11 protein-coding genes are annotated in these 11363 nt (G+C 70.5%); 4 read left to right on the top strand and 7 right to left on the bottom strand.

Annotated elements, in window-relative coordinates; translation table 11 throughout:
- Nucleotides 1-145 precede the first annotated feature (145 nt).
- Both E1181_RS30135 and E1181_RS30130 read right to left on the bottom strand, forming a co-directional pair.
- A complete protein-coding gene (locus E1181_RS30135; RefSeq protein ID WP_132679803.1) occupies nt 146-1459 on the bottom strand; it encodes an MFS transporter in 1314 nt (437 codons plus the stop codon).
- A 91-nt stretch (nt 1460-1550) separates the two neighbouring features.
- Nucleotides 1551-2498, bottom strand: coding sequence for a D-2-hydroxyacid dehydrogenase family protein (locus E1181_RS30130; RefSeq protein WP_132679802.1), 948 nt, complete (start codon nt 2496-2498; stop codon nt 1551-1553).
- Between the two features lie 94 nt (nt 2499-2592).
- On the opposite strand from E1181_RS30130, the gene E1181_RS30125 reads away from it, so the two are divergent.
- The gene (locus E1181_RS30125; RefSeq protein ID WP_235877158.1) at nt 2593-3372 is read left to right on the top strand and encodes a cupin domain-containing protein; all 780 of its coding nucleotides are present in this window, start codon (nt 2593-2595) and stop codon (nt 3370-3372) included.
- Here the strand turns inward: E1181_RS30125 and E1181_RS30120 are convergent.
- Nucleotides 3320-3694, bottom strand: coding sequence for a hypothetical protein (locus E1181_RS30120; RefSeq protein ID WP_132679800.1), 375 nt, complete (start codon nt 3692-3694; stop codon nt 3320-3322). The two genes, E1181_RS30125 and E1181_RS30120, sit on opposite strands and share 53 nt — an antisense overlap.
- 384 nt (nt 3695-4078) lie before the next feature.
- Here E1181_RS30120 and E1181_RS30115 point away from each other — a divergent pair, with 384 nt between their 5' ends.
- Together E1181_RS30115 and E1181_RS30110 are read left to right on the top strand one after the other, a co-directional pair.
- Nucleotides 4079-4462: a hypothetical protein gene (locus tag E1181_RS30115; protein ID WP_132679799.1), complete on the top strand. Its 384-nt coding sequence runs from the start codon at nt 4079-4081 to the stop codon at nt 4460-4462.
- 100 nt (nt 4463-4562) lie between these two features.
- The gene (locus E1181_RS30110) at nt 4563-6065 is read left to right on the top strand and encodes an amino acid permease (protein WP_132679798.1); all 1503 of its coding nucleotides are present in this window, start codon (nt 4563-4565) and stop codon (nt 6063-6065) included.
- 4 nt (nt 6066-6069) lie between these two features.
- Here E1181_RS30110 and E1181_RS30105 read toward each other — a convergent pair whose 3' ends face one another.
- Nucleotides 6070-6342 (bottom strand): UBP-type zinc finger domain-containing protein, encoded by a 273-nt coding sequence (locus tag E1181_RS30105; protein ID WP_132679797.1) that lies wholly within the window; start codon nt 6340-6342, stop codon nt 6070-6072.
- 50 nt (nt 6343-6392) lie between these two features.
- On the opposite strand from E1181_RS30105, the gene E1181_RS30100 reads away from it, so the two are divergent.
- Nucleotides 6393-7958 carry a Na+/H+ antiporter gene (locus tag E1181_RS30100; protein ID WP_132679796.1) on the top strand — a complete coding sequence of 522 codons (1566 nt, stop codon included), beginning with the start codon at nt 6393-6395 and terminating at the stop codon, nt 7956-7958.
- On the opposite strand, the gene E1181_RS30095 is transcribed toward E1181_RS30100, so the two are convergent.
- The 3 genes from E1181_RS30095 to E1181_RS30085 all read right to left on the bottom strand — a co-directional run.
- Nucleotides 7941-8699, bottom strand: a complete 759-nt coding sequence (locus E1181_RS30095) for an IclR family transcriptional regulator (protein WP_132679795.1) — start codon at nt 8697-8699, stop codon at nt 7941-7943. The genes E1181_RS30100 and E1181_RS30095 overlap by 18 nt on opposite strands.
- 113 nt (nt 8700-8812) lie before the next feature.
- The gene (locus E1181_RS30090; protein WP_132679794.1) at nt 8813-9313 is read right to left on the bottom strand and encodes a sarcosine oxidase subunit gamma; all 501 of its coding nucleotides are present in this window, start codon (nt 9311-9313) and stop codon (nt 8813-8815) included.
- On the bottom strand, nt 9297-11363 hold a 2067-nt coding region (locus E1181_RS30085), incomplete at its 5' end, for a glycine cleavage T C-terminal barrel domain-containing protein (protein WP_132679793.1). The genes E1181_RS30090 and E1181_RS30085, both read right to left, overlap by 17 nt.

Genomic DNA, 11363 nt, shown 5'->3' with positions numbered 1-11363 from the left:
GTCCCACCCCCTCCCCGATTTCTGTGGAAGTCCCATCCCCGACTTCCACTGAAATCCGGTTCCCGACTTCAGTGGAAGTCCAGTCCTCGATCTCCGTGGACCTCCGGTGTCTGAGTTCCACTGAAATCGGGAACCGCTGCGGGCGTCAGGCTTCGGCCGGGGTGGGGGCCGGAGCCGGTTGTTTGGTGTGGGTTTCGCGCAGGAAGAACGCCGCGGCGAAGGTGCACAGCGACATCGCCAGCAGGAACACCGAGACCGCAGCCGAGGTGCCGGTGGCGGCCAGCAGCGCGGTCATGATGAACGGCGTTCCACCGCTGACCAGGATCGCCGCCAGCTGGTAGGCCAGCGACGCACCGGAGTAGCGGACCCTGGGGTGGAACAGCTCGCTGAGGTAGGCGGCGAGCGGGCCGTAGGTCATGCTCTGCCCGACGCTGCCGATGCACCCGGCCAGCGCGATGAGCCAGATCGACGCGGTGTCGATCAGCCAGAAGAACGGGAACGACCACAGCGCGAGCATCCCGGCCCCGATCAGGATCATCGGGCGGCGGCCCAACCGGTCGGACCAGGAACCGGAGAAGAAGATCACGAAGATCCCGACCAGCGAGGTCAGCAGCGTGACGCCGAGCAGCTGCTGGCGCGGCAGGCCGAGCTCACGGGTGCCGTAGTCGAGCAGGCCGGAGATCCCGATGTAGAAGAACGTGTTCGTGGCGAACAGGAGTCCGGCACCCAGCAGCACGCTGCGCTTGTGGTCGCGCAGGACCTCCATCAGCGGTGCCTTGACGACCTTCTTCTCCTGGCGCTCCTGCAGCTCCTGGAACACCGGGGTGTCCTCGATCTTGAGCTGGATGTAGAGCACGACCGGCGCGAGCACCGCGCTGAACAGGAACGGCAGTCGCCATCCCCACGACAGGAACGCCTCCTGGCTCATCATCGCGCCGACGCCGAGGAAGGCGAGGTTGCCGAAGATGACGCCGAACGGCACGCCCATCTGACCGAACGTGCCCGCCATGCCGCGCTTGCCGCTCGCGCTGTTCTCGGTCAGCAGCAGCACGATGCCGCCCCACTGACCGCCGACCGCGATGCCCTGCAGGAATCGCAGCGTCACCAGCAGGATCGGGGCCGCGACTCCGATGGTGCCCGCGCCGGGCAGCACGCCGATGAGGAACGTCGCCGTGCCCATCATGATCAGGCAGGTCACGACCGCGGGCTTGCGGCCGATCTTGTCGCCGAGGTGACCGAAGACCAGGCCACCGATGGGGCGGGCGACGAACCCGGCCCAGAACGTCGCGAAGGACAGCAGCACGCCGATCAACGGCGTGGCGTTCGGGAAGAACTGCGTGCCGAACACCAGCGCGGCCGCGGTGGCGTAGATGAAGAAGTCGTACCACTCGATGGAACTCGCGATCAGCGCCGCGCCGAGCAATTTCTTGGGTGTTCTGGGTGGCTCCTGAACAGTCATGGAAGGGCTCCCTTGTCCTCCGACAGACCGACTGGTTGGTATGACTGTGATGTCGGTCTCCCCAAGAGTCAAGGGGTGATTTTTCGGCCGTTCAGCCTCCGTTTAGCACCCGGATCGGGGAACCCGCCGCGAAGGCGCGGATGTCCTCGACGGTCTCGACGAAGAACGCCTGGTAGGTGTCGTCGGTGACGTAGCCGATGTGCGGGGTCAGGACCGTGCGCGGCGTGTCGCGCCACGGGTCGTCGACGGGCAGCGGCTCGGTGCCGTAGACGTCGATGCCCGCGCCGGCGATCCGGCCCTCGCGCAGCGCGGTGCGCAGCGCGTCCTCGTCGACGATCGGGCCGCGCGAGGTGTTGATCAGGTACGCGGTGGGCTTCATCAGCGCCAGGTCGTCGGCTCCCACCAGACCCCGGGACCGCTTGCTCAGCACCAGGTGGACGCTGAGCACGTCGGACCGCTCGAACAGCTCGTCCTTGCCGACCAGCCGCGCACCGACCTCGGCCGCGCGCTGCTGGGTGAGGTTGCTGCTCCAGGCGATCACGTCCATGCCGAACGCACGACCGACGGTGGCCATGTGCGAGCCGAGCCGCCCGAGCCCGAGCACGCCGAGGGTCTTGCCGCCGAGCTCCACGCCCACGCCGGTCTGCCAGCCGCCGGTGCGGATCCGCCGGTCCTGCCCGGGGATGTCGCGCAGCAGCGCGAAGATCAGCCCCCAGGCCAGTTCGGAGGTCGCTGCCCAGCCGCGACCGCTGCCGGTCCCGGACACCACCACGCCGTGCTCGCGCGCCGCGTCCAGGTCGATCGAGGCGTTGCGCATGCCGGTGGTGACCAGCAGCTTCAGGTTCGGCAGCCGGGTGATCACCTCGCGCGGGAAGCGGGTGCGCTCGCGCATCGCGGCGATCACGTCGAACGGCTCCAGCCGCGACACGAGCTCGTCGACGTCGGCGATGTGCTCGGTGAACACCTCGACGTCCAGCCCGTCCCAGTCAGCGTAGCTGCGGGCGACGTCCTGGTAGTCGTCGAGCACTGCGATCCGCATGTCAACCCTCCGCTTCGGCTCCGGCATCACGGGACGGCGAAAATCCTACGCAGGTGATCGCATTCGACGGGGGTGGCGCGAGACACTGGGCCACGTGACCGGATCGACCGTGCTGCACCTGCTGCCGTTGAGCACCTTCCACAACGACCGCGACCAGCCCATCACAGCCGCGAGCCTGACCTCGCAGGGCTTCGTGCACTGCTCCCCCGACGTGCCCACCACGCTGGCCGTGGCCAACAACCTCTACAGCGACGTCGAGGAACCGATGGTCGCCGTCGAGCTCGACCCGGAGCGGCTGTCCGCACCGGTGCGCTGGGAGGCCGCCGACCCGGCGCCACCGCCCGGGGTGTCCGACGAGGCGCTGTTCCCGCACGTCTACGGTCCGCTGGACCGCGAGTCGGTGATCGGCATCCGCTACGCGCGCCGCGACGTCAAGGGCCGCTTCCTGTCGCTGGAGTCGCGCAGCCGCACCGCCGAGGAGTTCGACCTGCTGCCGCACCCCGAGGGCGGCTGGTACCGGCGGACGTGGGCCAGTCCGGTCGAGGTCGAGCGCCCCAACGGCACCCGGCCGACCGCGACCACGATCTACTTCCTGCTCCCGCCCGGCCAGCACTCGGCGTGGCACGTGGTGGCCTCCGACGAGGTGTGGCTGTGGCACCGGGGCGGCCCGCTGACGCTGCACCTGGGCGGCACGGGGGCGAGGCCCTCCGACCACCCCGAGCAGCTCGTTCTGGGCGCCGGTGCGGGTCAGACGCCGCAGGCGGTGATCCCGGCCGGGACCTGGCAGTGCGCTTCCGCCGCCGCGACGGTCGAATCGCTGGTCACGTGCGTGGTGTCGCCGGGGTTCGACTTCGCCGACTTCGAGGTGGTGTAGGCGGGTCGAAGGAGGAATGCCGCGCCCCCGGCCGGCGCATCGCTCCGGGACCTCCCCCGATGACGACCTCGCCGCGCGGCCCGCGGACCGTGGCGACGACCGCGGCCGCCGCCGGGAGGAACGCCCCCCGGGCCAGCAGCGCCGCGCGGTGCCTGCGATAGGCGGCGACGAGACCGCGCTGGTGGTCGCGGTGCCTGCCTCGGCGTGTGGTGCCGGAGCCGAGCATGCCTCGCTCCACCCACGACATCACGATCGAGAAGCCCAGAACCATTCCGATGCCGATGCCCGCCGCTCCGGCGAACCCGGTCAATGAATTCAGCACCGGCAACACCCCCGAAACCTAAGCCGGTTCGCGCCCATCGGTTGCCCGCGCGACACCACCCGGTACCCCGGTCGGGTCGGCGGCCTCGTGTTCGAGTCGTCCGATGCACGCGCAGATCCACTGTGGCCTGTTGATTTCACGGTAGGTGCGAGGCGTCTTGAACGCTGCTCGCGTCCCGCCCCGGTCGCCCCAACGGGTGAAAACGATTTCGCCGCGGATCGATCCGGTGCTCCGAACGATCGTTGATCGAGCAATCTGATGGTCACCGGGGATACCATCGGAGCCGAAGTCGCCGCGTTCCGAGCCGGTCGGCGGGCAACCCACCACCCCCGGCGCGCGTGTGACCCGAGAGGCCCGATTCCCACGCCTGGGGAGGTGTCGGCCGTGCGGGGTTATCCCGTTCATCTGCTCTTCCACCTGCTGGCGATCGTCGCCGGTATCGCCGTCGGCGTCGGCGGTGCGCTGTGGTGGCTGGGCAACGACCGCAACGCCCTCTACCTGGCCGTGACCGCGCTGATCGTCGGGATCATCGTGCTGCTGCTGCAGGCCTTCTACATCAGCGTCAGCCAGCCGCCGCGTCCCGCTCCGCGCAGGCCCATGCCGCCGGCTCCGCCGTCGCACCCGCGGTTCCAGCCGGTCGCCGAGCGGCGCGATCCGACGCGCCCGGACCTGGAGCCGGTCGCCCCGCCGGAGGCGGAGTCCGGCTCGGTCGACCAGGAGACCAAGACGTCGGCGATCGACGCCCTCAACGAGCACACCAAGGGCTGAGTCGTCGCAGTTCAGCGGCCGTTTTGCGGACGAACCATTGCGATATGTGACCCGAGTCACCATTCTGGGCTGAGTTTCGGGTTCCCCCGGGAGGCCAGTCATGTCGATCATGCGGGTCAAATCGGTCGAGCAGTCGATTCAGGACGCCGAGGCACCGGAATTTCGGTTGCGCCGCGTGCTCAGAGCGGTTGACCTGCTCGGCATCGGGATCGGCGCGATCATCGGCACCGGGATCTTCGTGCTCACGGGTGTCGCCGCGGCCACCGACGCCGGGCCGGGCATCTCGATCTCCTTCGTCATCTCCGGCATCGCCTGCGGACTTGCCGCCCTCTGCTACGCCGAGTTCGCCTCGGTCGTGCCCGTCGCCGGATCCGCCTACACGTTCTCCTACGCCTCGCTCGGGGAGTTCCTGGCCTGGATCATCGGCTGGGACCTGATGCTGGAGTTCGTCATCGGTGCCTCCACCGTCTCGGTGGGCTGGTCGCAGTACTTCGTCGAAGCGCTCAGCGCGATCGGCCTCGGGCTGCCCGAATCGCTGACCGCCGCACCCGGCGCGGGCGGGGCGATGAACCTGCCCGCCGCGATCATCGCGCTGCTGCTGACCGTCGTGCTGGTGGTCGGCATCCGGCTGAGCGCTTCGGTGACCAACGTGGTCGTGGCGATCAAGCTGGCCGTGGTGCTGTTCTTCATCATCTTCGGCGCGTTCTTCGTCAAGACCGCCAACTGGGACCCGTTCATCCCGCCGCACCAGCCCCCGGACCCGTCCGAAACCGGCTCCGCGCTCAACGACCCGCTGATCAACGCGATCTTCGGCAGCACCGGCTCGTTCGGCGTCAGCGGCCTGGTGGCCGGAGCCGCACTGGTGTTCTTCGCCTACATCGGCTTCGACATCGTCGCCAGCGGCGCGGAGGAGACCCGCAGGCCGCAGCGCGACATGCCGATCGGCATCCTCGGCTCGCTGGCGATCTGCTCGATCCTCTACGTGCTGGTCTCGCTGGTGATGACCGGCATCGTCAAGTACGACAAGCTCGACACCGCCGCACCCATGGCCACCGCGTTCCAGGCGATCGGAGCGCCGTGGGCGGTCGGCCTGGTGTCGCTGGGCGCGATCGCCGGTCTGACCACGGTGATCCTGATCCTGATGCTCGGGCAGGCCCGCGTCGGCTTCGCGATGGCCCGCGACGGGCTGCTGCCGGTGTACTTCGCGAAGGTCCACCCCAAGTACCGCACGCCCTACCGGATCACGGTGATCACCGGGATCGTGGTCGCGATCATCGCCTCGCTGACGCCGATCGACGTGCTCGCCGAGATGACCAACATCGGCACCCTGTTCGCGTTCGTGCTGGTCTCCATCGGCGTGCTGGTGATGCGCCGGACGCGCCCGGACCTGCCGCGCGCGTTCCGCGTCCCGCTGGTGCCGGTGATCCCGATCCTCGCCGCGCTGGCCTGCCTCTACCTGATGCTCAACCTCGAAGGCTGGACCTGGCTGCGGTTCGGCATCTGGATGGCCCTCGGCCTGCTGATCTACTTCGTCTACAGCAAGCACCGCAGCCGCCTCGGCCGCGGCGAGACCATCGAGGACGCCGCCGAGGAAGCGGACTGATCCCTCAGACGCCCAGCTGCTCGTCGACGAAGCACCACATCCAGTTCTCGCCCGGCTCGAACGAGCGGATCACCGGATGGCGGGTCTGCTCGTGGTGGACCGTGGCGTGCCGGTTGGGGCTGGAATCGCAGCACCCCACGTGGCCGCAGTCCGTGCAGATCCGCAGGTGCGCCCAGACTCGCTCACCGGCGGCCAGGCAGTCCTCGCAGCCGTTTACGCTGCTGGGGTTCGGCCGCTGAGTGGCGGCACCGGTCAGGTGTGCGCAACGATCCGACATCGTCTGGTCCCTTCTCTCCTGCCGCTCAGCATGTCCCGACGGGAGTGAGCATGCACGACCTGCCCGCCTTGATGGCTCTGCTCGCCGGAGCGCTGGCCGTCACCGCACTGTCCCGCCGCCTCGGCGTGTCGGCACCGCTGGTGCTGGTCGTCGTCGGGCTGGCGGTCTCGGCGATCCCGGGCGTGCCGGACTACGCGATCAACCCCGACGTGATCCTGCTGCTGATCCTGCCACCGCTGCTGTACTCGGCCGCGCTGCACAGCTCGACGGTCGGGATCAAGGCGAACCTGCGGCCGATCGGGTTGCTGGCGATCGGACTGGTGCTGTTCAGCACCGCCATCGCCGGGCTGGTGGCGTGGTGGCTGGTGCCCGGCTTGCCGCTGAGCGCGGCGCTGGTGCTCGGCGCGGTCATCGCCCCGCCGGACGCGGTGGCGGCGACGTCGATCGGCCGCCGGGTCGGGTTGCCGCGCAGGCTGATGACGGTGCTCAGCGGAGAGAGCCTGGTCAACGACGCGACCGCGCTGACCGCCTACCGGGTCGCGGTGGCCGCGGCGATCGGCACCGGCACCTCGCTGCTGTCGGGCCTGGGCATGTTCCTGCTGGCGGCGGTGGGCGGAACGCTGATCGGCCTGGTGATCGCGTGGGTGGTCAACCGGGTCAAGCCGCTGCTGCGCGACGACATGCTCGACAGCGCGGTCGGGTTGATCGTGCCGTTCTTCGCCTACTTCGTCGCCGAGGAGGCGCACACCTCCGGAGTGCTGGCTGTGGTGGTCGCCGGGCTGTACCTGGGCCACCAGGCGCCCGCGCGCAGCGCGGCGACGAGGGTGCAGGACAAGGCCGTGTGGGGCGCGGTGGACACGCTGCTGGAAGCGGTGGTGTTCGCGCTGATCGGCCTGCAGCTCAGCAGCGTCGTGGCCGGCGTGAGCACCGGGTTCGGGCCGCTGCTGCTGGCGGGCTGCGCGCTGACCGTCGCGGTGGTGCTGGCGCGCGTGGTGTGGGTGTTCGGCGTGATGTACCTGCCGGAGTGGCTGCGCGGCAAGCGCCCCGACTGGCGGTACAAGCTGGTCGTGTCGTGGGCCGGGATGCGCGGGGTGGTGTCGCTGGCGGCGGCCTCGGCGATCCCGACGGTGACGCTGTCCGGGCAGCCGTTCCCGCACCGCGACGAGGTGCTGTTCCTGACCCTGTTCGTCACGCTCACGACGCTGCTGCTGCACGGCACCACGCTGCGCCGGTTGATCGAGCGGCTCGGCGTGACCGGCGGCGAGGACTACACCGACGCGCTCGCCGAAGCGGAGGCCAGGCACAACGCCGCGCGCGCCTCGCAGGAGCGCCTCGACGACCTGACCGCGGAGGCCGAGCCGCCCGGGGACGTGGCCGATCAGCTCCGGCGGGCCGCGCAGCAGCGAGCCAACCGGGCGTGGGAACGGCTGGGACGCTCCGACGAGGAGCTGGGCGAGAGCCCCACCGCCGCCTACCGGAGGTTGCGCAGCGAGATGCTGGCCGCCGAGCGGGCGGTGTTCGTGCAGTTCCGCGACGCCCGCCGGATCGACGACGAGGTGCTGCGCCGCGTCATGCACCAGCTCGACTTGGAGGAGCTGTCACTCACCCGGGACTGACGGGAGGAATCCCAGCTGCGCCGACAGGTCCGCGGACGCGTCCCGCATGAACCCGACGGCCTCGCGCACCCGCTCGCGGGTGAAGCGGTAGGTGGGGCCGGACGCGCTCAGCGCCGCCACCACGTTGCCCTCGTGGTCGTAGACGGCGACGGCGGCGGCGTTGAGCCCGATCTCGAACTCCTCGTAGCTGGTCGCGTAGCCGTCGTGGACGATGAGCTCGAAGTCCTTGCGCTGCTGGCGGGCGGCGGTGACGGTCTGCTCGGTGTACTGCTCCAGCTTGCGCGCCAGGATGCGGTCCTGGTCGTCGCGGGGAGCGTGGGCGAGCAGCACCTTGCCGCTGGAGGTGGCGTGCAGCGGCGTGCGCTGGCCGACCCAGTTGTGCGCGGTGACCGAGGCGGTACCCCTGGCCTGGCTGATGTTGATGGCCACGTCGAAGTCGCGGACGGCGATGTTGACGGTCTCGCCGAGCTCGGTGGCCAGCGAATCGCAGTAGGCCTGGCCGATGCGCGAGAGGTCCAGCCGCTCGGTGGCCGCGCCCGCCAGCCGCACGATCCCGAAGCCGATGGCGTACTTGCCGCGCTCGCCGAGCTGCTCGACCAGACCGCGCGATTCCAGCACGCTGACCAGACGGGACGCGGTGGACTTGTGCACGCCGAGCTCGCCGGCGATCTCGGTGATGCCCACCTCGCCGTTGCGGGCCAGCAGTTCCAGCACGGTCACCGCCCGGTCGACAGATTGCACGAGGGCACCCGAGCTACTTCCGCGTGATTGAGACGCACTAGCCACGGGCCAGACCCTATCGGCTCGGCGGACCTATTCCGCGATCATCCGGGATGGGCAGGAAATTCTGTTCCTCATTGTGCAACACCCGAGGTCACTTGGCGAGCGTCGAGCAACGCCGTGGCGAGGTGGCCCGCGTAGGAGTTGCGGACCAGGACCCGGTAGCCGACGTCGAGGCGCCAGAGGATCACCGGGACCCCGGCGACCAGGGTCTGCGCGCAGTGCCCCGGGACGAACACCCCGGGGTGCAGGTCGAGGGAGCACAGGGCTCCCAGGACCTCGCGGTCGTGCAGGCGCAGGGTGGTGCGGGCCGCCGACACGTCGACCAGGCTCCGATGGCCCGGCTCCGTTCCGGTGACCCCGATCAGCAGGTGCTCGTCCGGGCCGAGGCCGAGGGCGGCGCGGTGCTCGTCGCCGGTGACCCGGTTGACCTCCGGGAGCCGCAGCCCCAGCGCGAGCTCGGCGTCCGTGCGCACGTCGAGCTGGGGCAGGAACGGCTCCTCGACCAGCACGTCCGCGAGCTCGGCAGCGCGGTGCCCGAGCGGGCTGCGGCGCAGATCAACGTCGACCGTCACGGCGGACTCCTCCCGGGTCGTAGAACACCGGCTCGTGCACCCGCACCGGCACCTCGCGGTCGTCGAGCGAGACCCCGAGGCGCTCGCCGATGCGGTCGCGGCCGGACCGGACCAGGGCCAGCGCGATGGTGCGGCCGAGGATCGGGCTGCGGTAGCTGGAGGTCACGTGGCCGATCCCGCCCGCCAGGCGAGCTCCTTCCGGCAGGAGCTCGGCGGGGTCCTCGGTCAGCAGGCCGACGAGCTGCTCGCGGTCGGCGCGGGCCGTGTCGGCGCGGCTCAGCGACCGCTTGCCGATGAAGTCCTTGCGCTGCGAGACGGGCATGCCGAGGTCGAGCGGGGTGACGGTGCCGTCGGTGTCCTGGCCGACGATGACGTAGCCCTTCTCGGCGCGCAGCACGTGCATCGTCTCGGTGCCGTAGGGCGTGACGCCGACGTCCTCCCACAGCGCCAGGCCGTACCAGGACGGGACGTTGATCTCGTAGGCCAGTTCACCGGAGAACGAGATCCGCGCGATGCGGGCGGGAATCCCGTTGTGCAGCGCGGTGTCCCGGAACTCCAGGAACCCGAGCTCGCCCAGATCGGGCGCCAGCCGCGCGACGACCTCGCCCGAGTCGGGGCCGGTGACGGCCACCGCCGCCCACTGCTCGGTGACCGAGGTGCAGCGCACGTCGAGGTCGGTCCACTCGGTCTGCAGCCACTGCTCCAGCCAGTCCAGCACCTTCTCGGCACCGCCGGTGGTGGTGCTCAGCAGGTAGTGGTCGGGGGCCAACCGCAGCACGACCCCGTCGTCGAAGACCATCCCGTCGACGGCGCACATGATCCCGTAGCGCCCCTTGCCGACCGGCAGCTTCGCGAATCCGCCGGTGTAGACGCGGTTGAGGAACTCCGGCGAGTCCGGGCCCACGACCTCGATGCGGCCGAGCGTGCTGACGTCCTGCATGGCGACCCCGGTGCGCGCGGCGAGGCATTCGCGGTGCACGGCCGCGGCCATGTCCTCGCCGGGCCGCGGGTAGTGGCGCGGGCGCCGCCACTGCCCCACGTCCTCGAACACCGCGCCGTGAGCCACGTGCCAGGAGTGCATCGGGGTGGTGCGGATCGGGTCGTGGAGGTCGCCGCGCTCGCGGGCGGCCATCAGCGCGAACGGGACCGGGACGTAGGGCGGGCGGAACGCGGGGGTGCCGACCTCGTCGGGTCCGACGCCGAGTTCTGCGGCGATGACGGCCATCGCGTTGACCCACGAGGTCTTGCCCTGGTCGCTGCCGACCCCGATGGTCGTGTAGCGCTTGATGTGCTCGACCGAGCGCAGCCCGGCGCCGATCGCGCGCCGGATGTCGGCGACCGTGGCGTCGCGCTGGAAGTCCACGAACTGCTCGGTGTCGTCGCCGGGCGTCAGCCAGACCGGGTGGGGCGGGCGGATCGGCTCGGGCGGCAGGTCCGGCGCCGGGGGAGCGGGCGTTCCGGCTGCGCGGGCGCCCGCCTGGAGTCCTTCGGTGATGCAGCCGGGGAGGTCGAAGGTTCCGTTCGCGGCTCCGGCGACCAGGCCGTCGATCGGCCGGAACGCGGCGATGCCGTCGTCCCAGAGGCGGTCGCCGTCGTGCAGGTGCAGCACCGGGCTCCAGCCGCCGCTGACCGCCAGCAGGTCGCAGTCGATCTCCGTTCCGTCGGACAGCAGCACGGATTCCAGGCAGCGGCCGGTGGTGCCGACGACGGTCGTTCCGGCGATCACCGGGACGTCGGCGGGTGGCGGGTCGCTGCGGCTGTCGACGACGGCCCGCACCCGGCACCCGGCTGCGGCGAGCTCAGCGGCCGTGGCGTAGGCGCTGTCGCCGGTCGTGGCCACGACCGCCTCGCGACCGGGCACCACGGCGAACCTGCGCAGGTAGGTCGACACGGCCGACGCCAGCATGATCCCGGGCCGATCGTTCCCGGCGAACACCAGAGGCCGCTCATGCGCCCCGGTGGCCAGCACGACCCGCCCCGCCCGAACGTGCCACATCACGTTCCCCTGAGCGATCAACAGGTAATCACCCTCATAACGCCCGATGACCGT

The sequence above is a fragment of the Saccharopolyspora terrae genome (assembly GCF_004348435.1).
In the GTDB taxonomy this organism is placed as follows: Bacteria; Actinomycetota; Actinomycetes; order Mycobacteriales; family Pseudonocardiaceae; genus Saccharopolyspora; species Saccharopolyspora endophytica.
This window is presented reverse-complemented; position numbering and strand designations above follow the sequence as displayed.

Bases quoted from the DNA above. Each gene is read 5' to 3' on its own strand.
- E1181_RS30135 (WP_132679803.1), bottom strand. From the start codon at position 1,459: ATGACTGTTCAGGAGCCACCCAGAACACCCAAGAAATTGCTCGGCGCG.
- E1181_RS30130 (WP_132679802.1), bottom strand. From the start codon at position 2,498: ATGCGGATCGCAGTGCTCGACGACTACCAGGACGTCGCCCGCAGCTAC.
- E1181_RS30110 (WP_132679798.1), top strand. From the start codon at position 4,563: ATGTCGATCATGCGGGTCAAATCGGTCGAGCAGTCGATTCAGGACGCC.
- E1181_RS30105 (WP_132679797.1), bottom strand. From the start codon at position 6,342: ATGTCGGATCGTTGCGCACACCTGACCGGTGCCGCCACTCAGCGGCCG.
- E1181_RS30100 (WP_132679796.1), top strand. From the start codon at position 6,393: ATGCACGACCTGCCCGCCTTGATGGCTCTGCTCGCCGGAGCGCTGGCC.